General features: G+C 47.1%; 23 protein-coding genes and 1 tRNA gene. 12 read left to right on the forward strand and 12 right to left on the reverse strand.

Annotation, left to right across the window (positions count from 1 at the left end):
- The first annotated feature begins 29 nt into the window (after positions 1 to 29).
- A complete protein-coding gene (locus tag CWE15_RS09565; RefSeq protein ID WP_126757866.1) occupies positions 30 to 560 on the forward strand; it encodes a lipocalin family protein in 531 nt (176 codons plus the stop codon).
- A gap of 22 nt (positions 561 to 582) precedes the next feature.
- On the opposite strand, the gene CWE15_RS09570 is transcribed toward CWE15_RS09565, so the two are convergent.
- Positions 583 to 2,619, reverse strand: a complete 2,037-nt coding sequence (locus CWE15_RS09570) for an NADPH-dependent 2,4-dienoyl-CoA reductase (protein ID WP_126757867.1) — start codon at positions 2,617 to 2,619, stop codon at positions 583 to 585.
- 138 nt (positions 2,620 to 2,757) lie between these two features.
- Between CWE15_RS09570 and CWE15_RS09575 the strand changes: the two genes are divergently transcribed.
- The 6 genes from CWE15_RS09575 to CWE15_RS09600 all read left to right on the forward strand — a co-directional run bounded on the left by CWE15_RS09575 (position 2,758) and on the right by CWE15_RS09600 (position 8,730).
- Positions 2,758 to 4,155 (forward strand): aldehyde dehydrogenase family protein, encoded by a 1,398-nt coding sequence (locus CWE15_RS09575; RefSeq protein ID WP_126757868.1) that lies wholly within the window; start codon positions 2,758 to 2,760, stop codon positions 4,153 to 4,155.
- Positions 4,156 to 4,223: 68 nt separating this feature from the next.
- On the forward strand, positions 4,224 to 5,078 hold the full coding sequence (gene trxA, locus CWE15_RS09580) for a thioredoxin (RefSeq protein WP_126757869.1): 855 nt from the start codon (positions 4,224 to 4,226) through the stop codon (positions 5,076 to 5,078).
- 128 nt (positions 5,079 to 5,206) lie between these two features.
- Positions 5,207 to 6,016, forward strand: coding sequence for an MlaE family ABC transporter permease (locus CWE15_RS09585; RefSeq protein WP_126757870.1), 810 nt, complete (start codon positions 5,207 to 5,209; stop codon positions 6,014 to 6,016).
- Positions 6,013 to 6,759 (forward strand): ATP-binding cassette domain-containing protein, encoded by a 747-nt coding sequence (locus CWE15_RS09590; protein ID WP_126757871.1) that lies wholly within the window; start codon positions 6,013 to 6,015, stop codon positions 6,757 to 6,759. Before CWE15_RS09585 ends, CWE15_RS09590 begins: the two co-directional genes overlap by 4 nt.
- 8 nt (positions 6,760 to 6,767) lie before the next feature.
- On the forward strand, positions 6,768 to 7,781 hold the full coding sequence (locus CWE15_RS09595) for an MlaD family protein (protein WP_126757872.1): 1,014 nt from the start codon (positions 6,768 to 6,770) through the stop codon (positions 7,779 to 7,781).
- A complete protein-coding gene (locus CWE15_RS09600; RefSeq protein ID WP_126757873.1) occupies positions 7,774 to 8,730 on the forward strand; it encodes a YfgM family protein in 957 nt (318 codons plus the stop codon). Before CWE15_RS09595 ends, CWE15_RS09600 begins: the two co-directional genes overlap by 8 nt.
- Positions 8,731 to 8,762: 32 nt before the next feature.
- On the opposite strand, the gene CWE15_RS09605 is transcribed toward CWE15_RS09600, so the two are convergent.
- Entirely contained in the window at positions 8,763 to 9,107 is a 345-nt protein-coding gene (locus CWE15_RS09605; RefSeq protein ID WP_126757874.1) for a zinc ribbon domain-containing protein YjdM, read from the reverse strand.
- 130 nt (positions 9,108 to 9,237) lie between these two features.
- On the opposite strand from CWE15_RS09605, the gene CWE15_RS09610 reads away from it, so the two are divergent.
- The 5 genes from CWE15_RS09610 (at position 9,238) to nspC (ending at position 15,786) form a co-directional block, all read left to right on the forward strand.
- The gene (locus CWE15_RS09610) at positions 9,238 to 9,717 is read left to right on the forward strand and encodes a hotdog fold domain-containing protein (protein WP_126757875.1); all 480 of its coding nucleotides are present in this window, start codon (positions 9,238 to 9,240) and stop codon (positions 9,715 to 9,717) included.
- Between the two features lie 91 nt (positions 9,718 to 9,808).
- Complete coding sequence (locus CWE15_RS09615; protein WP_126757876.1) at positions 9,809 to 11,227, forward strand: sodium-dependent transporter; 1,419 nt, start codon at positions 9,809 to 9,811, stop codon at positions 11,225 to 11,227.
- A 9-nt stretch (positions 11,228 to 11,236) separates the two neighbouring features.
- Positions 11,237 to 13,219: a GNAT family N-acetyltransferase gene (locus tag CWE15_RS09620; protein ID WP_126757877.1), complete on the forward strand. Its 1,983-nt coding sequence runs from the start codon at positions 11,237 to 11,239 to the stop codon at positions 13,217 to 13,219.
- Positions 13,220 to 13,393: 174 nt separating this feature from the next.
- Positions 13,394 to 14,596 (forward strand): saccharopine dehydrogenase family protein, encoded by a 1,203-nt coding sequence (locus CWE15_RS09625; RefSeq protein WP_126757878.1) that lies wholly within the window; start codon positions 13,394 to 13,396, stop codon positions 14,594 to 14,596.
- 35 nt (positions 14,597 to 14,631) lie between these two features.
- Positions 14,632 to 15,786, forward strand: coding sequence for a carboxynorspermidine decarboxylase (nspC, locus tag CWE15_RS09630; protein ID WP_126757879.1), 1,155 nt, complete (start codon positions 14,632 to 14,634; stop codon positions 15,784 to 15,786).
- Here the strand turns inward: nspC and CWE15_RS09635 are convergent.
- The 10 genes from CWE15_RS09635 to CWE15_RS09680 all read right to left on the reverse strand — a co-directional run bounded on the left by CWE15_RS09635 (position 15,783) and on the right by CWE15_RS09680 (position 22,783).
- Entirely contained in the window at positions 15,783 to 16,445 is a 663-nt protein-coding gene (locus CWE15_RS09635) for a tetratricopeptide repeat protein (protein WP_126757880.1), read from the reverse strand. The two genes, nspC and CWE15_RS09635, sit on opposite strands and share 4 nt — an antisense overlap.
- A 57-nt stretch (positions 16,446 to 16,502) precedes the next feature.
- Complete coding sequence (locus CWE15_RS09640) at positions 16,503 to 17,246, reverse strand: type III pantothenate kinase (protein WP_126757881.1); 744 nt, start codon at positions 17,244 to 17,246, stop codon at positions 16,503 to 16,505.
- Positions 17,230 to 18,195 carry a bifunctional biotin--[acetyl-CoA-carboxylase] ligase/biotin operon repressor BirA gene (gene birA, locus CWE15_RS09645; RefSeq protein WP_126757882.1) on the reverse strand — a complete coding sequence of 322 codons (966 nt, stop codon included), beginning with the start codon at positions 18,193 to 18,195 and terminating at the stop codon, positions 17,230 to 17,232. Before birA ends, CWE15_RS09640 begins: the two co-directional genes overlap by 17 nt.
- Complete coding sequence (murB, locus tag CWE15_RS09650; protein ID WP_126757883.1) at positions 18,192 to 19,238, reverse strand: UDP-N-acetylmuramate dehydrogenase; 1,047 nt, start codon at positions 19,236 to 19,238, stop codon at positions 18,192 to 18,194. The genes birA and murB overlap by 4 nt, the downstream gene beginning before the upstream one ends.
- 147 nt (positions 19,239 to 19,385) lie before the next feature.
- Positions 19,386 to 19,847: a bacterioferritin gene (bfr, locus tag CWE15_RS09655; RefSeq protein WP_126757884.1), complete on the reverse strand. Its 462-nt coding sequence runs from the start codon at positions 19,845 to 19,847 to the stop codon at positions 19,386 to 19,388.
- The gene (gene bfr / locus CWE15_RS09660; RefSeq protein WP_126757885.1) at positions 19,847 to 20,326 is read right to left on the reverse strand and encodes a bacterioferritin; all 480 of its coding nucleotides are present in this window, start codon (positions 20,324 to 20,326) and stop codon (positions 19,847 to 19,849) included. Before bfr (CWE15_RS09660) ends, bfr (CWE15_RS09655) begins: the two co-directional genes overlap by 1 nt.
- Positions 20,327 to 20,356: 30 nt before the next feature.
- A complete protein-coding gene (locus CWE15_RS09665; protein ID WP_126757886.1) occupies positions 20,357 to 20,608 on the reverse strand; it encodes a bacterioferritin-associated ferredoxin in 252 nt (83 codons plus the stop codon).
- A gap of 359 nt (positions 20,609 to 20,967) precedes the next feature.
- A tRNA-Ser gene (locus CWE15_RS09670) sits at positions 20,968 to 21,058 on the reverse strand.
- A gap of 76 nt (positions 21,059 to 21,134) precedes the next feature.
- The gene (locus CWE15_RS09675) at positions 21,135 to 21,359 is read right to left on the reverse strand and encodes a DUF2798 domain-containing protein (RefSeq protein WP_198675009.1); all 225 of its coding nucleotides are present in this window, start codon (positions 21,357 to 21,359) and stop codon (positions 21,135 to 21,137) included.
- A gap of 8 nt (positions 21,360 to 21,367) precedes the next feature.
- A complete protein-coding gene (locus CWE15_RS09680; RefSeq protein ID WP_126757888.1) occupies positions 21,368 to 22,783 on the reverse strand; it encodes an SLC13 family permease in 1,416 nt (471 codons plus the stop codon).
- Positions 22,784 to 22,844: the final 61 nt, after the last annotated feature.

A 22,844-nucleotide genomic window follows, 5' to 3' on the forward strand; every position in this document is an offset into this window, starting at 1 on the left:
CTATAAAATGGCGGGTAAGGGTAGAATATATGCTGAGTATTAAATGGCTGGTAGGTCTTGCAGGAGTTGCTGCCTGCGTTTATTTTTTTGCTGTACACAATAAAAAAGTAACGCCGGTTGTAAACCCTATTCAAAACTTTCAAGCAGAGCGTTATGCAGGCACTTGGTATGAAGTATTACGCTTACCGCATTCGTTCGAAAAAAATCTCACTCAGGTTACCGCGGAGTATCGTCTAAATAATGACGGCACCATTGAGGTCACAAATAGAGGCTTTCATAGTAAGAAGGGCCGGTGGCAAACCGCCATTGGTTTAGCAAAGCCTGTAGCAGGTTTGAATGCCGGTTTTAAAGTGAGCTTTTTCTGGCCTTTTACAGGTGGCTACTACATTGCCGAGCTAGGCAGCCAATATGAGTACGCAGTGATTGTCAGCGACTCCCGTGACTACTTCTGGTTACTGAGCCGTACTCCAAACCCCAGCCAAGGGCTCATTGACGAAGTCACTGCGAAAGCCTATGACTGGGGTTATAATATTGACAACCTTATTCGTGTGCAGCATTAGCTGCACACTCAGGCTCAGAAGCTTACAGCGCCGCTGCTAATTCAGCACCTTGGCGAATAGCACGCTTTGCGTCCAGTTCCGCTGCTACATCCGCGCCCCCTATCCGGTGCACTCGAATGCCCGCTGCTTTTAACGGCGCTTCCAAGCTTCGTAGCGGTAACTGACCTGCGCAAACCACAATGGTGTCTGCTTCAATAAGCTGTGACTTACCGTCAACACTTACTTGAATACCCTCCGGTACAATCCTTTCATAAGTCACCCCTGCGAGCATTTTGACGCCCTTGGCGCGCAAGGTGTTTCTATGCACCCAGCCAGAGGTTTTGCCCAGCCCAGCACCCACTTTTGTTTCTTTACGCTGCATCAAGGTAACCTGTCGAGGGTTCGGGTCAAGTTTGGCATGATCCGCCGGCATTGCTGCTAATGCGCCTCGCTCTGCATAGGTCTGGTCAATACCCCATATTTTATGCCAACGCTGCACATCTAGGGTTGGGGAGTCCACTGTGGTTAGGTATTCCGACACATCAAAGCCAATACCACCAGCTCCAATAACAGCCACGCGTTTACCCACTGGCTTATGGTCTCTTAGCACATCTAAATAACCATATACATGAGGCAAGTCGGCCCCTTCTATGTCAAGCTCACGAGGCTCAACCCCTGTTGCAATCACTACGTCATCGTAGCCCCCTGCTTTTAGCGACTCGACGCTTTGCTCACTGTTTAAGTGAACGTGCACCCCTGCGTCGGTTAGACGATTGCGGTAATAGCGTATGGTTTCGTGAAACTCTTCTTTTCCAGGTATTTGCTTGGCGTAATTAAATTGCCCACCAATGTCACTTCCCTTGTCAAACAAATGCACTTCATGGCCTCGCTCGGCAGCAAAACATGCAGCCGAAAGGCCAGCAGGCCCAGCTCCCACAATAGCCACTTTTTTCTGTTGCTGAACGGGGTGCATCACAATTTCAGTTTCGTACGCCGCTAATGGGTTTACTAAGCAGGTAGCACGCTTATTCTTAAAAACATGGTCTAAGCAGGCTTGGTTACAGGCAATACAAGTATTAATTCGGTCGGCCTTTCCTGCTGCAGCCTTCACTACAAAGTCTGGATCGGCTAGGAAGGGTCGCGCCATGGACACCATATCTGCTTCATCGTTCTGTAGAATTTCTTCTGCAACCTCCGGCGTGTTAATACGGTTCGTGGCCACAATAGGCACCGTCAGCTCTTTTTTTAGTCGTGCGGTAATCCACCGGAAAGCACCACGCGGTACCGAGGTCACAATGGTGGGAACCCGCGCCTCATGCCAACCAATCCCCGTATTAATAATATTGGCACCTAAGGCTTCAATGTCCTTACCCAGAGTAATAACTTCGTCGAGGGTACTGCCCTCGTCCACTAAGTCCAGCATAGATAAGCGGTAAATGATAATGAAGTCATCGCCGACGGCTGCCCGCACGGCTTTCATGATTTCTTTAGGGAAACGAATTCGGTTCTCGTAACTGCCACCCCATTCGTCCGTCCGTTTATTGGTACGGCTGCAAATAAACTGGTTAATTAAGTAGCCTTCCGAGCCCATAATCTCGACCCCGTCGTAGCCTGCAGCTTTAGCAAGCTTTGCGGCCCGCGCATAATGACGGATGGTGTTTTTTATTTGTCGAACACTCATGGCTTTCGGTTTAAAAGGAGTAATGGGCGCTTGAATAGCACTCGGTGCCACACTAAAGGGATGGTACCCATACCGACCAGCATGCAAAATTTGCATACAAATCTTGCTACCTGCAGCGTGCACTGCTTCTGTAACTTTCCTATGTTTCGCAACTTGTAGGCGGTTGCTTAGCTGGCTAGCAAAGGGAGCAAGCCGGCCCCGCACATTCGGGCTAATGCCTCCTGTCACGATAAGGCCTACGCCGCCGCGAGCACGATCTGCATAAAATGCGGCAAGTTTTTCAAAGCCACCTTTCGCTTCTTCAAGTCCCGTATGCATGGAGCCCATTAACACGCGGTTTTTTATTGTGGTAAAGCCAAGGTCAAGTGGCTCTAACATTTTATTATATTGTGCTGTCATTCATGTACGTCCCATAGTGTTCTGGTCTAACCTGTTAACCCCACTTTATAGTGTCGCTATAACAAGCGCAAGACGACTTCACTAGCCCTCCTTCTCTTTCTCGTATAGATTAAACAAACACGTAATTGTGAGGACATTATGAACACTTCAGCAGCACCTATCCATACGCACTTTGAACGTTTGCACGACACCTTTTTAAGTCATAAAACCTACGACTTACATTGGCGTCGGCGCCAACTTGAGCAATTAGCGGTTATGCTACGCACCCATAAAGCGGAATTTATTCAAGCCCTTGCAGAGGATTTAGGCAAGCCTGCTACGGAAGCCTGGGTAACAGAAATTGGTTTTTTACTCAGCGACATTCGCTACCAGTTAAAGCATCTTTTTAAATGGACCAAACCGAAGCGCGTGTCCAGTCCTTTAGCTATACAGCCTGCCCGCTCACGCCTAGTGCCTGAGCCGTTAGGTGTGGTGCTGGTTATGGGTGCTTGGAATTACCCGTTACAACTCTCATTAGCGCCCGTTATTGCTGCGCTAACAGCCGGCAACTGCGTTATGTTAAAACCCTCTGAAGTGTCCCCTGCTACTGCGGCTGTGTTAGCAAAACGAGTGCCCGAGTACTTAGACTCCAGCTGCGTGCAAGTGCTAGAAGGTGACGCCAGCGTAGCCAATGAACTGCTAACACTTCCCTTCCATCACGTTTTCTATACGGGTGGCGGACAAGTAGGGAAAATTGTTATGCGCGCAGCTGCGGAACACCTAACGCCCGTCACACTAGAGCTCGGTGGTAAAAGCCCCGTGGTGGTGAGCAAGCACACGAATATTAAAGTAACGGCGCAGCGCATTGTATGGGGTAAGTTTATTAACGCTGGGCAAACTTGTATTGCGCCCGACTACGTGTTGGTCGAAGAAGATGTTCATGAGGAGTTGGTGGCCGCATTAAAAGAAGCCATTCACACTTTTTATGGTAGCACGCCAGACGAAAGTAACGACTATGGCCGCATTGTTGCCAAGCGTCACGTGGAGCGTTTGGCTAAGCTTATTGAGCCTGAGGCGCTCGCAGGTGCGTCCTTATATGGTGGCGAATACGACCTAGAAACCAATTACTTTGCGCCCACCATTGTGGATAACTGCTCGCCGGAAAGCCCGTTAATGCAAGAGGAAATATTTGGCCCTATTTTGCCCGTTATTGGGGTGCCAGACGTTCCTGCAGCCTATGCTTTTATTCGTAGCAAGGCACGGCCTTTGGCTTGCTATGTATTTAGTCAGGACAAAACAGAACTGCGCCAAGCAGAACACTTTATTCAATGTGGCACCTTATGCATCAACGACACCATTTCGTTTATGCTGAACCCTAAAATTCCTTTTGGCGGCGTAGGCGGCAGCGGTATGGGGCGTTACCATGGTAAATGGGGGTTCGACACCTTTAGTCATCTCAAACCTGTGGTCACCCGCTCGTTCTCTTTTGAGTTAGATGTGCGGTACCCACCGTTTACCTCATTGAAAACAAAACTGCTGAAAATGCTCTTAGGCTAACACCTTGAAACCGTGAATTTTGGCCCCATCTGTTCAGTTAAGACAATAAACAATCGTAAGAGGTTATCGTGCAAGCCACCAACATAGTCGAATTAACAGCAGCAAATGTTCGTGATGTTCTTATTGAACAGTCTAAAACCAAAACCATTTTAATCGACTTCTGGGCCGACTGGTGCGAACCATGTAAGCAGATGATGCCCATTTTAGAGCGCATTGCTGCTGACTATACCGACACACTGATCTTAGCCAAAGTCGACTGCGAGGCAGAGCAGGAGCTTGCAGCTCAGTTCCAAATTCGTAGTTTGCCCACATTAATGGTGTTTAAAGACGGTCAGCCGGTAGACGGCGTAGCGGGTGCCCAGTCAGAGCAAGCCATTCGCGATTTACTTAGCAAGCATTTACCACAGCCTGGCGATAAAGAAATGAGTGAGGCCCAGCAAGCGCTTGCCAATGAAGACTTTGAAAGCGCTTACACACTGGCAAAGCAAGCCTTTGAGTTACTTCCTGATAATACGGATGCGCGCATGCTATATGCAGATGCCGCAGCACGCATTGGTCACACAGAGCAAGCAAAGGAGCTTTTGAGTACGCTCACCATTGCAGAGCAGGCAAGCCCGCATTATCAACAAATTGTAGCGGCCATCGAGTTAGCAGAAAGCGCAGCTGACAGCCCGGAAATACGCGCTCTTGAAGCCGAGCTAGAGGCCGACCCCGACAACCTTGCGCTAAAACAAAAGCTAGCCGTGCAATATCATATAGTGAAACGTCACCAAGAAGCCCTTGAATTGATGTTTGCTATACTGAAAAAAGACATGGCTTATGGTGACGCTCGCAAGCAAACACTGGATATTTTAAATAATTTACCCGCGGGTGATCCGCTGGCTTCACAGTACCGTAATAAGCTGTACAGCATGATGTATTAGTACGCAATTATTCCCTCGTTTTTTTTGCCGGCTCCCCGCCGGCTTTTTTTGTCCAATTGTAATTCCTCCCACACCCTGCTAAGTTTGTAACATAAATAAAACAACCCCCTACTATATTGGCCCTATAAATGATGCAGCGTATATTGCGTTTCCCTGGGTTTATTGGCCGCCAAGCCATACGTCCTTTTAGCTATGGTTTTGCCGTATTGCTGTTTACGCTTCGAGCGCTGAACCCTCATCAACAAGGTGTGTTTCGGTTAAACCAAGGCTCTTACCGAACCTTGGTGGGACAGCTTATTTTCTCCGGTATTGACGCTTTACCCGCCATTTCTTTACTTGCGTTTGCATCGGGCCTAGCTGTTACCAGCCAAATCATTTTAACCATTCAGTTAATTGGCGACCGCACTGAAGTTATCGATATTTTGGTGCGCGTGGTGGTGTTCGAGCTGAGTACTCTACTAACAGCTATTCTGTTAATTGGTCGCAGCGGATCTGCTATTACCGTTGACCTTGGCAACATGAAACTAAATCGAGAGCTTGAAGGGGTTGAAATGTTAGGCATTAACTTAAACCACTTCCTTATTACCCCTCGGGTGCTTGGCGCTGGTTTAGCCCAAGCTATGTTAGCTATTTATTTTGCGTTTTTTGCCATTGTTACGGGTGTTTTCTTTTTAGCCTTTAGTCACGATCCTGGGTATTTTAACTACTTGCCAGAAATTGCCGCTTCTTTGCATCCATATAACTTGGTTATCTTCCTCGTGAAGAATCTATTATTTGGCATCATTATTGGCGCAACTGCTTGTTATCACGCTTTGCAGGTAGAACGCTCACGCACTGAACTGCCACAGCAAACGCAGCGGGCTATTGTGAACAGCATAGGTATTGTGTTTGTGCTTAACGCCATATTTGTACTTTTTATGCAGCCGCCAATATTATGAAAACAGCATCGACAGAACAAAGCAGCATAACTGCGGTAAACTTTTCACCTACGCTTACTCAGGGTCTTAAGTCACCTTTGCAACTGAATACCTCGCCTGGCGATATCATTTGCTTTATCGGTTCAAAAGAGAACATATTAGACACTTACTTGCGGGCTCTGGCAGGACTCCATCCAATTGCGGAAGGGGACCTCTTTATTAATCAAGAACCCATTGAGTCTATCTCGCCTAAGCAATGGAGCTTGTTGCGGCAAGAAATTGCTTATATTTCGAAAGAAGCGCCGTTGCTTTCGGTTTTAAGTGGCATGAACAATGTGATATTTCCCGCTTTATACCATGGTATTTATGACCGTGATCAAGCCCTATTAAAAGCGACCGAACTATTCGCTGAACTTGGTTATCAAGGTGACAGTGACTTATTACCTGCCTACCTAGAGCCCTTGGAACGTCTGCAACTAGCCCTTGCGAGAGCACTGATGCTAAAGCCGAAGGTGCTGGTACTGAACAACCCTTGGCATAGCTTGGCGCCCTACGAATACTCAGTGTTGAATACATTTCTGCGACATTGGTCTCGTAATAAAGTGCTCATAGTATCAACCGACTCACTACACTTTGTGCGTCAATATGCCACCAAAATATATTTTATAGGGCCGAACAAGGTAACCTATTTCCAATCATGGACCAGCCTTATAGAAAGTGAGCGCGTAGAAGTGCGTGACTTTTTGGCTCAGCTTTCGGAGTAAGCATTGCTATGACACACCCCACAAAAAAGCCTCATTACATACACCGCATGAGCTATTCTGCTCAAGAGAAGTTGGTTGGAGTCTTTGTTATCGTTGCGTTAGCCTTGTTGGTTGGGCTTTTTACCCTAAACGCTTCAAATTTACATTTATTTGAAAACTACAAACATATCGAACTACATGTGCAAAATGCAGAAGACATAACATTAGACACACCCGTATTAAGCTCTGGTATTCAAATTGGGCGTGTCGATCAGGTAAAAGTCACCCCTGAAAATAGCATTAGTATTCGTGTACGTATTTATGAAAGCTATACCCATATGGTACGTACCGACTCTACGCCTAAATTGCGCTTATCACTACTGGGCCGAAGTAGCATTGAATTTTCCACGGGAACTATGTCCTACCCGGAAATTGAAGATGGTGCAGTTCTTGTGGTCGATACCCCCATGTCCATGGACGATTTAATGGCTCAAGTGCGGCCTGTGCTTTCTAATTTAGAGCAAACCATAGCCCATGTTTCAGACATTGTTGCAGCTATCGAGCCAAATGATGTGGCAAAAACAGTCCATCACCTGAGCAACTTAACAGGTGAGGTTAGCCTAATGGCTCAAAAGATAAACGCTGGTGAAGGCAGCCTTGGGCAACTACTAAATAACCCTGAGTTTGCTACTCAGCTGGCAGACCTATTAGGTACAACTGGCAACGTGCTCAATTCTGTCGATCGTCGTCTCAGTGAGCTTGCACCGCTACTCACAGGCATGGCCCCTACAGTGAATGAGCTAAGCAACGCGGCACCACAGTTGGGCGAGTTATTTAACCAAACGGTCACCATGCTTGAGCAAGTCAATCAAGCCTTAGCTGCCATTCAGCCTGAAACGCAACAATTACCCGACCTGATGATTCGAGTCAATCTGTTAACGGAGCAAGCCAATAGGCTACTCAACCAAATGTCACAGAGCTGGCTATTTTCAGGTGGCAAGAAAGACAGTGAACAACAAGTGGAGCTAGTGCCTCATGAATAGACATTGGAAACTCGCCGGAGTCTTTGTACTCTCGTTAGCTTACACTGCAACAGCCGTCGGCTGCAGTAAAACACCGCCCCCGCCCTATGCAAGTGAGCAAAGCAATATGCTGCTAGAACAAGGAGTTCAAGCACACCAACAAGGCCGATATAGCGAAGCCATGTATTTGTTTGAACAAGCGAGTGCCCATTACCGCAGTATCGACAACCAAGCCGCACTTGCGCTTACTTTGTTAAACTTTGCGGAAACTGCTTACTTGGTAGGTGCAAGAGAGCGGGCATATCGCGTTGCTCATGATGCTGCAGACTTGGCCAAAGCCAAGGAAGAACTAAACTTGTACTGGCGAGCCAAGTTATTACTCGCACGTATTCAATTTGAAGAAGACAATGCCCCACACGCATTAGAGTATGTGGAAGAGTTTCTCACACTGTATGATAACACCAGCCCGCTATACCTAAACGCACTTATTTTACGAGCCGATATCGCTTTTCAGCAAGACGCTAACAACACGCTTTGGCTTGAGCAAGTACAAAGCATGCCCACAAGTAACCCGCTGTACCAAGCGCGGGTGCTGCGCTTAAATGCCTTGTACCATGTTGCACACTCCCCACACCTTGCAGAGCACGAGCTAAATGCAGCCCATAACATATACCGCCGGCTCACTTTTCGGCCTGGCATTGCCAGTACGTTAACGCAACTGTCTGAACTTTATGCTACACAAGCGCGTTATGATGAAGCCAAACAAGTTGGTTTACGTGCTTTGCATGTTAGGGCGTGGCTAAAAGATGACCATGGAGCTCGTCAGTTATTATTGCATTTAGCCAGTGTTAGCGACTTACAAGGCAAGCAAGACTGGGCTGAGCAAGCGCGCCAGCTGGCTTGGCAATTGAGGATAGAACCCTCGCAAATTCGCAATCCGAACTTTCTAGATGCCCTGGACAAGATATAAAAAAGCCCTCTATGCGAGGGCTGTTTGAAAGGCTATGCTTTTTTAACAAACTCCGACTTGAGTTTCATGGGACCTATGCCGTCTACTTTACAGTCAATATCATGGTCACCATCAATTAAGCGAATGTCTTTCGCTTTGGTGCCCACTTTTACGACTGTTGACGAGCCTTTCACTTTCAAGTCTTTAATCACGGTCACTGTGTCACCGTCGTTTAATACTTGCCCATGGGCGTCTTTAAAAACCTTTACCTCTTCCGTTTCTGCTTCTGCAGCAGCTTCCGGGTTCCACTCGTGCGCACACTCAGGGCACACCATCATTAAGCCATCTTCATAGGTGTATTCAGAGCCACACGCTGGGCAAGCAGGTAATCCACTCATTTTCATTTCCTTCATTGTCAGTAACGCAGCTTATGCCGCACACGTAGCTAAGCAGTAGCTAGGATTTAGCCCATTATACCAGTATCCTTCTTTGAATAGTGAACTCACACAAACATCACAGGGACGACCTATGACGACAGACAACAAAAACTATTTACTCCGCATCTATCACAAAATGCGTGCTTTACCCTTCGGTGCTCGGCTGTTCTCTGCTTTTTTTGCCCGCAAAGCACCCTACTTTAAAACCATAAAACCGCTTATTACACATCTAGAGCCTGGTCGCTGCGAGCTGGTTTTCAAAAAACGTAAAGCCGTACAAAACCATATAGGGACAGTTCATGCCATTGCCTTGTGCAATGGATTGGAGATGGCTATGGGAGCTGTGGCAGAAGCTTCTATTCCTCCGCACTTGCGCTGGATTCCAAAGGAAATGAAAGTGTCTTACACAGCGAAAGCAGACTCGGATATAAAAGTAACGGCTTCCATAGCCCCTGAGGCTTGGCAGCTTGGCGATGTACCCATTCAAGTTGAAGCAGCTCGAAGCGACGGTACCATTGTTATATGCGCTGAAATTACCGTTTATGTGTCAGAAAAGCCGCAAAAGAGGTAATAAAGCAGCTGGTCGGGTTTGCGCCCTCGCTAGCAAACCTGCTATAAAGCATGGTTAACATTCCTTTAAAAACAAGAATAATAGGGTCATTATGAGCGAGAATCGTGAACACTTTAGCTCCCGCATAGGTTTTATCTTAGCTGCTGCTGGATCTGCCGTTGGTATTGGTAACATGGTGGGCTTTCCTGTTGCCGCAACAAAAAACGGTGGTGGTGCGTTTCTCATTATTTATGCTTTGTTTGTCGTCTTCCTATGCATCCCTATTATGCTGGCGGAAATGGGGCTTGGCCGTCGCACTCAGTCCGACCCTCAAGGCGCTTATGTTGGTATTGCTGGCGCAGCTAGCAAATGGCGATTTGCTGGTTGGTTAGCCGTGCTCACCCCCTTCATGATTGGTGTGTTTTATATGGTAGTCACTGTCTGGATACTTGGCTACTTAGTGCTTTCTTTAACGGGTGGGCTTAGTACCATTGCCGACCCCGCCTATTTTGGTACCTTTATTAATAGCAAGTTAGTCTTTGTTTACTTAATTGCCGTTGCCGCCTTAGTGTATGCCATTCTGGTAATGGGCGTTAAAAACGGTATTGAGTTTGCCGCTCGCATCATGATGCCTGCCCTTTTCATTATGCTGCTGCTCATGGTGGTGTTTGTGCTTAGTCTCGACAACGCTTTTGCCGGCGTGAAGTTTTATTTAATTCCAGACTTTTCGGCAATTAACGGCACAGTAATAAGCGGCGCTCTTTCACAGGCCTTTTTCTCTTTGTCTTTGGGTATGGGTATTCTTATTACTTATGGTAGCTATTTGCGTAAGCATGACGACCTTATTGGCTCGGCTAAGCTCGTTGCTATCGCCGACTCGTTAGTTGCCTTTACCGCTGGCTTAATGGTATTACCTGCCATTTTCCACTTTGACCCCAGCACAAACCCTAGCGACTTAAGCGACTCCTCTGTGGCCATGATTTTCACCTTCTTACCGAAAATATTTATGGCTCTTGAAGTCAGTATTGGCTATATAGGCGCCAGCGCTGTTGCTTCCTTATTTTTCCTACTCGTGTTCTTTGCGGCTATCACCTCATTAGTTTCCATCATTGAGGTACCCACAGCTACTCTTGTACGTAAGTACAACATAAGCCGTAAGAAAGCCTTAGGCACTCTCGCATTAACCATGGGGGTCTTAACGCTGGTTGCGACTGCTTCGTTCGGTATGGTCGACCACTTCACCAACCTTCTCACTTACGGTGGCAAAAGTAAGTCCTTCTTCGACCTCATTGAAGACGTTTTCTACCAAACCGTGCTGCCATTTAATGGTTTGCTAATTTGTCTTTTTGTAGTGTGGTATTGGCGCCAAGACAACTTTAACCAAAGCTTGAAGGACGGTAGCAATCAGTACATGGGAAGCCTGTTACAGCGCTATATTAACTTCTCATTACGCTCTTTTATTCCTGTTGTTCTAGCTGTTGTATTTATCAACACTGTGCTCGATATTTACTTCGGCGCGGCTTTGTTCTAATAAACTTCAATGACAGCTGCTCTCAGCACATATTACTCACAGCAAGCAGCCCGGCAACACCGGGCTGTCGTGTTTTGGTTTCCGGAAAACAAAGCCAGCTTAGAGCTAGTTGAACAGCAGTTGCAAAAGCTGCAGGCGGTGTTTGTTCATCAGGTCGCTAACTTTCGTACTCTGCTCGGCACGGAGCATACGCTTCTTTATTACCGGCTTGACACCTCATGGAATGCTAATGCACTGGTTGGGCTGACAGGAACGCTGCAAGGTGCAGGTTTGCTTCTTATCGCCCTCGATCAAGAAACAGCCGACATACCTTCACTGCAACATTGGCAAGGCTCCTTTCCTTCAGAACAGACTTTCCATTGCCGCTCCAGTAAGGAGCTCGTTCAATGGCTTCAAGGCTGGCCAATACAACAAACGGCTGCTCAGGCGCCTCGGCCCTTTATTGCAAATCACATGCAGCGGCAGGCTCTTAAGCAGTTACAGCAGCTTGAAGGTCGCCAAGCCCTTGTGCTGTATGCTCCTCGTGGCCGCGGGAAAACTGCAACCCTTGCCCATTGGTTAGGCATGCCCTACCCCTTCACACGACGGTTTATATGCGCACCTTCCAAGCTGCAAGCAGCACCACTGCTTGCCAAGGCACCAGACGCAATTTTTCTTCCGCCTGACCAACTTGCAACACACGGCTTTAATAAACAGGACTTGCTACTCATCGACGAGGCGGCAACCTTGCCTATGCCTGGGCAAAACGCGGCGCTTACTTTTCCTGGGTGTTTAGTGCTTGCCACAACCACCGAAGGGTACGAGTACGCTGGCCGTGGCTTTATTATTCGCTTTGTACATGTTCTCAAGGAGCACTTCCCCTCACTCTATACAATTTACTTAGAGCAACCCATGCGGTGGCAACAGGGCGATGCTCTGGAGCGTGCAAATAACTTAGCATTTGGCCTTTATCCAAACGACCAAGTACATACCAGTATTCGGCCCCCAGAATCACATGCAACAGAAGCCACAGGGACTGTTGAGTATGTATTTTCTCACTGCCACAAATACTCACACGCAGAGCGCTTCGCTATTTTCCGCTTATTGGTAGAAGCCCATTACCAAACCAGTCCGAATGATATTCAGCGACTACTGGACGACCCCAGCCAACGCTTATTGGTGCAATGGCAAGTAACAACCGACACAAAACAGGTGCTAGGGGTTACTTGGTTAAGTGCGGAAGGTCCCATAGAAAAGTCTCTTGCTTCTTCAGTTGCCCGTGGCAAGCGGCGTTTACCGGGGCAGTTGCTACCCCAGGCGTACGCCTATTACGGTAAGTCGCCTGCCCTAGCCGCCTTGCGCCACTTGCGGGTCGTACGTATTGCGGTGGCCTCTAAGTACCAAGGTTTTGGCTATGGCTCGGCAGCTCTCGCGGCTATTACTAAATGGGCTCAAAAGCACGGGTTCGATGCCCTCGGTACCAGTTTTGGTATCAGCCCAGAGCTTCTTTCATTCTGGGATAAAAACAACTGGTTTCCCGTGCGCGTAGGACATAAGCCCGATCCTGCTAGCCGCTTACCGTCCGCGATATTTGTTCACCCTTTGACAGCTTATAGCCGTACTGAACTGCTGCGCCTTCGTCAGTACTTGCATTGCGAGCTAGCCTTTCGTCAGCACTCAAAAACCTTACCTGCACATGTAAGTAAGCAGTTACTCGCGGCAATACACCAGACTCCTATGCCCGATAAAGCCCGTCAAAGGCGCTGGCAGGAATTAGGAAGCGCCTTTGCACAAGGCGAACTCAACTTTTTAGACTACCTTCCGTGGCTGACCGCCGCTTTAACCTTTAACTGGAATAAGGTGACTTCGTCGCCCCACCTTCACGTACTGCAAAGCGCCGTCGAGAGTGGAGGAGACCTTTCAGTGCTGGCTAACACCATACAGTTGAAGGGAAAAAAAGAAGCACTCAGCACCCTGCGCACTATTTGTACAAGCTTGCACCAACAGGTATAGTTTTACATTCATTGAGAGCTATTTTGCTAGTGTAAACCAAGCCGTATTTTTTCATCGAAAAGGCGCCGTTTTGTATTGCTTTTACCGCAAACGCTAGGCAAAATCGCGCATCAAATCTGGAGTGCCAACACGTTGGTATTTAAGTAGTTCCCCATATAAAGAAGGGTCAACATTATGTCACGAGTTCTTATCATTGGCGCAGGCGGTGTAAGCTCCGTCGTCGTAAAAAAATGTGCAATGCTACCAGAGCATTTTAGCGAAATTCATTTAGCCTCACGCACGGTGTCTAAGTGCATTGCGTTGCAGGAGGAAGTAGGTAAAGACCGCGTAGTCGGTGCTTACGCTGTTGACGCAGATAATGTTCCAGAGCTTGTGGAGCTTATTAACCAAGTAAAACCAAGCCTCGTTATAAACGTTGCTTTACCGTACCAAGACCTAACCATTATGGACGCATGTCTTGAAACGGGCGTTCATTACTTAGACACAGCGAATTACGAGCCAAAAGAAGAAGCAAAGTTTGAGTACAGCTGGCAGTGGGCCTACCACGACCGCTTTAAAGAAGCAGGCTTAATGGCTTTACTAGGCTCTGGCTTTGACCCAGGCGTTACCAACGTGTTTACCGCCTATGCCGCAAAACATTACTTCGACGAAATTTTATATCTCGATATTGTCGACTGTAATGGTGGTGACCATGGCCAAGCATTTGCCACTAACTTTAACCCTGAAATTAACATTCGCGAAATCACCCAGCGCGGTAAGTATTGGGAAGACGGACAGTGGCACGAAACCGACCCGATTAGTATTCGCAAAGATCTCGACTACCCTGGGGTTGGCGTACGTGCGTCATACTTGTTATTCCATGAAGAGCTTGAGTCTTTAGTGAAACACTTCCCAACCCTGAAGCGCGCTCGTTTCTGGATGACATTTGGTGACGCCTACTTAAACCACTTGAAAGTACTAGAAGGTATTGGCATGACTTCTATTGAGCCGATTGACTTCAATGGTCAAAAAATCGCGCCATTAGAATTCCTCAAGGCCGTCTTACCGAACCCTGGTTCCCTAGCGGAAGGTTATGAAGGAAAAACCTGTATCGGTACTTATATTACCGGTATTAAAGATGGCGAAGAAAAGACCATCTTTATTTATAACAACTGCGACCATGCCGCATGTAATGCCGAAGTGGGTGCGCAAGCCGTTTCTTATACGACAGGTGTGCCAGCAATGATCGGCGCCATGCTGATGTTAAATGGCACCTGGATGAAACCAGGCGTATGGAACATGGAGCAATTTGATCCAGACCCAATGATGGAACGCTTAAACCAATACGGGTTACCTTGGCATGTGCTCGACAACATCGAGTCACCTTTTAGCAAGTAGTCGCCTTGTAATAATAGGCCTTTAAGGAGTTGTATATGAGTCAGAATAGTCCGTTTCTTTCCGCGGATATACCTTCGCCTTGTTATGTACTGGACGAAGCGAAATTACGTCGTAATCTTGAGCTAATGAAACATGTGCAAGAGCAAAGCGGTGCCGAAATTATTCTGGCTCTTAAAGGCTTCTCCATGTGGAGCAGCTTCCCTCTGGTAAAGCAGTATCTTGCTGGCTGTACGGCCAGTTCAATTTGGGAAGCTGAGCTAGCTGCAGATACCTTTGGCGGTGAAGTGCATGCTTACTCTCCGGCCTATAAAGCAAGCGAAATGCCGCGTTTATTGGAGCTGTGTCAACACATCTCCTTTAACAGCCTTTCGCAGTTTGAACGCTTTAAAGAACAAGCAAAAGCGGCGGGCGTTTCCATGGGCATTCGAATTAACCCGGAGCAACAAGAAGCCGACACAGAGCTGTACGACCCTTCTGCCCCAGGCTCTCGCCTTGGAATACGTGCTGTCGACCTTCAGGGGGCTGATTTAAGCGACATCGAAGGCTTCCATGTACACAACCTATGTGAGTGTGACTCCTTTTCACTAGAGCGCACCTTACAAGCTGTAGAGGACAAATTCGGGCAATACCTTCACCAGCTCAAGTGGATTAATCTCGGCGGTGGTCATTTAATGACGCGCGCAGGTTACGATGTAGACCATCTCATTGCGCAGTTAAAGCGTTTAAGAGAAACCTATGACCTTGAGGTGATATTGGAGCCTGGCTCTGCTGTTGCTTGGCAAACAGGTCCACTTGTCTGCGAGGTGGTGGACATTGTGAACAATGAAGGCAATATTCTGATTGTGGATATTTCCGCGACAGCCCATATGCCCGATGTTTTAGAAATGCCCTACCGACCGGCGTTAACCTTTAAAGGTGAGCAAGGCGGCACAGCGGGAGAAAAGCCCTACGCTTACCGCATCGGTGGGAATTCATGTCTTGCAGGTGATGTATTGCCTGAATACACCTTTCATCAAGAAATTCAGATTGGGGACCGCTTACTGTTCGAAGACATGATGCATTACACCATGGTAAAAACTTCGTTCTTTAATGGTGTAGAGCACCCATCCATAGGTATTCTTCGTGAAGACAACAGTTTTGACTTGGTTCGCACCTTCAACTATCAAGACTTTAAGTCACGCCTAAGTTAAGCATTCAGAGGCTGCTGCGCACGGGCAACAATTCGTGGCGGCAGCTTTTCTGCAAGCGCATTCAACAAACTTCGTATTTGTCTATGCTCGGTGGTATTGGCTGTTACTGTGTTGTGCAAGTAATGGTAAGCAGCTTCCATATCAAGCGCACTACCGTGCCCCTCAAGTAAAATTCGAGCAAAGCGCTTTTGTGCCGGCAAGTTACCTAAGCTGGCAGCCTCCCGCAAATAAAGAATGGCGCGGCGCATGTCCACCTGCACCAACTGGCCCACATGATAGTAGCGCCCAAGCTGCTCTAGAGCTTCAGGCAGGCCTTGGGCAGCAGCTTCTTGCATGTAGGTCACACCGAGCTCCACATTACGCTCGTAGCACACGGCATAGGCCAACATGTCTCCATAAAGAAACTGGTACGCTGGCCGGCGCTCCACTTCCGCTTGCGCTTTAATATCTTGGTATAACTGGCAATTGTCTACGTCCCGCACTTGCTTTAAGTGCGTATTCAAACGAATCATTTCTACCAGTTTGTCGTCGGTATACAACTGAACGGCTTCTGGCACTTCAAATTGCCGCGCTATGGCTGCACCTGAAAAAAGGAATAGCACCACTGAAGCGGTCGCAATGGCCTTCAAGGCAGCAGCACAGCGAGAATACAAAGACATAGTCACCTCATATCGGTGGTTAAAAGCTAAATACCGTATCGGCCAGTGAGAGAAAAACTAAAGCTGTTCGCGCCACCAGGTATATAAACCTTCCAGCACCAGTAACGGCCTGTGCTGATGTGCTCCTATGCGTTCAAGGTTTAAGTAGCGAATATCGCCACCGGTCAGGAACACTTCTAAGTCAGCATGCGGCAATAACGCCCTCGCCCGTTCAATGGCTTGTTCGCATACGCCTTGAAGTGCTGCTTGGCAGCCTAAGCCTATAGCGTCTTGGGTCGACGATCCTAAACCACCCGGCACCCATTCTTCGTTGACATGTAGGCGTTCACTACGACTAACTAAAGCATGCTGCATGAGTTTGAGACCAGGCGAGATCCAACCTCCAAGGTGCTGGCCGTTGGCGTCTAGTACATCCAAGGTAAAGGCCGTGCCTGCGTCCAAAATGACGCAATTCTGCTTGCGGGAGCGCAGCGCCAGCATGGTCAGCCAGCGGTCTACCCCTAACATCTGCGGCTCTTGGTAACAGTGCTTAAAGTCGGCCGCCTCGCCTGTGGTGGCCCGCATAACGTGATAGCCCTTCTCACATAAGGTGTCGACTAAAGCGACAACCTCAGCCTCTGAGCCAACACTTGCTAACACCAGCGTTTGTTCAGGTTGCTGCGCCAGCCAAGCATGCAATTGCAGTGTGGTTTCACCCCGGCCACATGCAACCAGTATGTCTGTCTGCGACGTGGCGCGGGCCGCTTTCCACGCACTATTGCCCATTTCAATAAACAGAGGTGTACTATTTGCTTCGAACACTGACTTCTCCTCCAAAGTAGCGTTTGAGTACCCCCTCTTGCTCTACCAGAAAAGCACCCATTTCATCAATGCCGCAGGCAATACCCTCATGCTTATGCTGGCCTAATATTACCTCTACGGGTTGTTTATAAAAGCGATCAAACTGAGGCCAGGCAGCCACCGTGGGCTGCAAGCCTTGTGCATCATGTTGCTGTAGCGCTGAGTATACGGCTTCAATTAATAGTGCAGCCCACTGGTTTCTATTTAACTGAGAAGAAAGGTGCTCTTGCACACTCGTAAAGGGCTGGTCAATGTGCTCTTGATTAGGTGGCATCATAAGGTTTAACCCAACACCCACAATGGCTTGACCTTCTCCATCAGCTTGCCCTTCCAGCTCGACTAAAATGCCAGCTACTTTCTGTTCAGCAATATAAACGTCATTGGGCCATTTTATACTCACCCCTTCTATGCCCTGCTTTTGCAGTAACTTAGCAAGCGCGACGCCTAGGGTCACACTCATACCAATGGCTGCATTCAACCCTTGTAGCAAAGGCCAGTACATGGACAAGTATAAATTACATCCAAAAGGGGATTGCCAAGGCTTACCGCGTCTACCCCGTCCTGCCGTTTGCATCTCCGCAATCACGCTCAAGCCGGGCTGTACCTGTTCTTGCTTTAACAATAAACGCAAGTCGTCATTGGTAGAGCTTGTTATATGGTGCACATGCAAGTCACCTATGTGCGGCGGAAGTTCGTGCAAAATAATAGCTTTGTCTAATAACTGCAACGGCTGGGCTAACCGGTAGCCTTTCCTGTTGACCCGGAAAATGTCCAGGCCTAATGCAGCTAAACTGTCAATGCGCTTGTGTACTGCCATGCGCGACACGCCCAAAGCCGTGCCCAGCGCTTCACCGGAATGAAACTGTCCGTCTGCAAGCAACTCCAGTAACTGTGTTTGTATCAAGTTCATATATGGGCCATCAGTCCTTCCGCACTTATAAGCCGTACTTCAGGCTCCAGTTGAACACCATAGGTTTCAAATACAACGCGTATAATATGCTGAGCTAAACGCTTTAGCTCCTCGCCCTTTGCGCTCCCTAAGTTGATCAATACCAAGGCTTGACGCTGGTGCACAGCTGCGTCGCCATAAGCAACCTGCTTTAGACCAGCCTGCTCAATTAACCATGCGGCGGCAAGTTTTACCTGGCCATTGGCTTGTGGATACTGTGGTAGTTCTGGGTACTTGGCTTTCAGAGTACGTGCAAACTCTTCTGGTACCGTCGGGTTCTTAAAAAATGAGCCTGCATTCGGTATATCACTCGGGTCAGGTAGCTTTTCCGTGCGCACTGCTATAATGCGCTCCATTAATTGAGTCGCTGAAACATTTTCAGGTAAATCCATCAGTTCCTTGTAGCTTAGCACTGGCTGCCAGTTTTTAGGAATACGAAAGTGCACCGCTGTAATTATAATATGTCGCCATTCAGGTCGTTTGAAGCGGCTTGACCGATAGCCAAATGAACACTCATTGTGAGACCACAAAGTAGCTTCCGACTTTTTGCAGTCCCAGCCAGCGACCGCTTCAATAAAGGTCCCCACTTCAACACCATAAGCACCTATATTTTGAACGGGTGCCGCCCCTACTGTGCCGGGTATCAATGCTAAGTTCTCAAGCCCATGTATGCCTTTGTCGTGTAAGAAAACAACAAAATCATGCCAGTTCTCACCTGCTTGCGCAGTCACTAAAAAATCAGTGGCTGTTTCTTTAACGTGAAGGCCCTTTAACTTATTCACCAGAACACACCCGTTGAAGTTATCCAAAAATATTGTATTGGTACCTTCACCGAGAATAAGCGTCTGTGCATTCCAAGGTACTTCTGGCAGCTGGCTTTGACAGGTCAATTCAATTAACTGACGGCAAGTCGCTGGCAAAGCAAAACTATGCAAGTTCGTTATATTAGCAAAGTGCTGGGGTTGCTGAGCAGGCATAGGCCACTTGTTATCCTTTGTGAGCATGGGTTATGAATGGTTCTTATTTTAACACTATAACCAAGCAATGGCTGCTGTTTACCTGCTTCTTGCATAGGTGCCACAGCATGTAGGTCAGCCAAATAAAAAGGCCCGCCGCAGCGAGCCTCAAGTTCATCTTTGCTATGGCAAGCGTTAACCTACTTGTGCTTGTAAGTAAAGTTCTAAACCAAGTGTATCCATTAAGCGTAACTGTTGCTGCAACCAATAAGCGTGGTCTTCTTCAGTATCTTTTAAAATACCCACCAGCATTTGCCGTGTCACAAAGTCTTGCTCTGCTTCACATAAAGCGATCGTTTTCTTTAGGGCTTTCGCATTATTCAACTCAAGCTCTAAGTCACTTGCTAGCATAGCTGCAACCGAGTCTGCATGCGTAACTTCGTATTGATCATTCATATTCGGCTTACCGCCGAGAAATATAATACGATCGATCAACAACTGGGCATGTGCTCTTTCATCGTCCGCTTCATGAGCAATACGCTCGTGTAGTTTCGTCAAACCCCAGTCATCATAGAATGCAGCATTACGCGTATATTGATCAATCGAGGTTAATTCCCACTTGAGTAAATCGTTAAGAGCTGAAACAACTGCCGTCATTAGTGGCCACCTCCAGGTAATTTAGTTTGTAAGTAACGCTCAACGCCTATACGTTTCATTAGTTCTACTTGTGTTTCTAGCCAGTCATAGTGCTCTTCTTGTTGCTCAAGAATTTCACTTAAAAGCTCACGAGAAACAAAGTCTTCCGCTTTTTCACACACAGCAATAGCTTGCTTAATTGCTTTTATGTCTGCCGCTTGTACTTTTAAGTCAGACGTGAGCATTTCTTTGGTGTGCTCACCAATGAACAACTTACCGAGCTCTTGCAAGTTCGGCAAACCTTCAAGTAATAGAATACGTTCGATAATTTTGTCAGCGTGTACCATTTCTTTGATAGACGCTTTATAAACAGCGGAGTTTAATTGTTCGAAGCCAGTATTTTTATGCATTCGTGCATGCAAGAAATACTGGTTTATAGCAGTAAGCTTTCGCGTTAAAACGGAATTAAGTGCCGCAAGCACTTCTGTATTGCCTTTCATACAAAGCTCCTAACTGAACAAGTTGACTTGTTAAGTATAGCAGCTTTCCATGTTGAGGGACGTTTGTAAATGGCTGGTTTGTAACGGCGTAGCGTATTGGACTGGCCCTGAGTGCGCAGTTTGCTTTGCTTCGTAAAGAACTTCACGCGCATGGCTTGTACAACGACCACATTGCGAGCCCACACCGAGTGCGGACTTTAGTTCGCGCATATTCCCACATCCATTTGCAACAGCAGCTTCTATATCCGAATCTGTTACATTTTTACATAAGCAAACGTACATAAGCACTCCTCAACCATATGCCTTTATTATAAATGCAAATAGGAATGGTTATCAAGTGCAACATGCGCTTTTTGATAGCGGGCTAGATCAGTTAAAGATCTAGCCCGCTGCGCATCCCTTCGCAGACAGCTTTGCGTCCATGCAAACTGCTAAAAAAAGTATCTTAATTGCTTATATCCTACTAAGTATGACCATCCATAGTCTCAATCAAGATGATTACAAAATAGACGATGCGTATAGAAATGCTAGTCCATGCAGGAGATTAAGCTTTAGCTTACAATTATTGTTATAAGCCCTAGAAGATTCAGATGGGAACTGTAAAACGAAAAAACCCGCTATAAAGCGGGTTTTTGAAATACTGGCGGATAGGGAGGGATTTGAACCCTCGATACGCTATGAACGTATACACGCTTTCCAGGCGTGCTCCTTCAGCCACTCGGACACCTATCCAATAGGGCGCTATATTAGTTAAATCAGGCGCTTTAAGCAAGAGAAAGAGCTGACTTCAAACCCATATGCTTACAATTCACTCACTTTTCGCTAAACGCTGTGAAACTCGCTGCGATAACAGTTGAATTTGTTGTCCACCGAGTAGAACTAAAATCAAAGCAATTGGCCAAGCAATAGCGAATGACACAATCCAACGTTGAAAGAAACCACTCGAAACACCGGTGTTAATAGCAGTAATTAACACGGTCATGAAAAGTGACATATACAAAGACATGAATACTGGAAATACAAATCGTTTCATTTTTAACCTCATACAATAAAAAGAACAACAGCAGCACTAACAGCTGCCATTAAAATATTTAACACAAAGCCTTCTTTTGCCATTTCTTTAATAGTTATTCTGTTCGATGAAAACACAATAGAATTGGGTGGAGTCGCAATTGGTAAGCAAAAAGCACAGCTACAAGCAATAACTGCTGGAATCATGAGAACTTCGATTGGTAGTTCCGCAGCAGCAGCTATGGCAGCTAGTATCGGCATTAGTAAAGTTGCTGTCGCTGTATTTGAAGTCACTTCGGTTAAGAATGACACGCTTAAACCAATCAGAAAAACTAAGAGCCATAATGGTAACTGAGTGAAGCTTGCTAGGGCTGCCCCCATAATTTCACTTAAACCACTAGCCATAACCCCCTCAGCCATGCACATCCCACCAGCGAAAAGGAGGAGAATCCCCCAAGGGATGTCCACTGCTTGGTCCCAATTTAAAAGACGCTGTCCCTTACCATTTGATATAATGAACATGGCTAAAACCCCCATAAGAGCGATGGTTGAGTCACCAACTCCTGGTAAACTAAACCAGCCTGTCCAACCACCCAAAGGCTCCGTACGTAACACCCACAAAAGAACAACCGCACCAAACACACTTAATACACGCCGTTCTTGCGAGCTCATAGTGTCGGGTTTGGGCAAAGCTATGGGCGTGGACAAACTAACCCCACGGGTTAACCACCAGCCAATAAGTGGCAACCCTATTAAAGTGATTGGGAAGCCAACTCCCATCCAGCGTGTAAAGCCAAAGCTATCACCAGTATAATTTTCATATACAGAAGCAAAAATTAGATTTGGTGGTGAGCCTATCAGCGTAGCTATACCACCAAGAGATGCAGAGTAAGCCAAACCTAACAGCAAAGCTCGCTGAAACTGGCGTTGCTCAGAGACCTCGGCAAGAGCTAGTGCCACAGGCAAAAGCGCTAATACCGCTGCTGTATTTGAAATCCACATGGACAAAACTGCGGATGCTACCATAAAAGCCAAGATAATAAGCTTACCATTTGATGCACCAATCAAACTCACCATATTTAAAGCTAAACGTCGATGTACGCCACTCACTTCAACAGCTTTAGCCAGCATAAACGCCGCCATAAATAAAACAATGATATGGTCGCCTAGAGCAGTACTAGCCTCCTTATAATCAAGAATGCCGCCTAGTGGTGTCAGTACAAATGGCAATAATGAAGTAATAGCCAACGGTAAAGCTTCTGTAATCCACCACCAACCCACCCAAATTACTGTTGCTAACATCCATGCTGCAGCAATAGGCATCCCAAGTGTCTTTGCTATACCTAATGAAATAACGGCTACAAGAGGGCCAAGCACGAGATGCGCTGACTTAAGGAGAGTTCCTGCTGCGGGTTCGCCAGCTCGGCGAGGGCGTCGACTAAGCATAAATACCAAAGAAAATTAGAAAGTGCTAATATAATACAAAAGAACACAGGGCTTCGCCAGT

The organism is Aliidiomarina taiwanensis, assembly GCF_003987015.1.
Lineage (GTDB): Bacteria > Pseudomonadota > Gammaproteobacteria > Enterobacterales > Alteromonadaceae > Aliidiomarina > Aliidiomarina taiwanensis.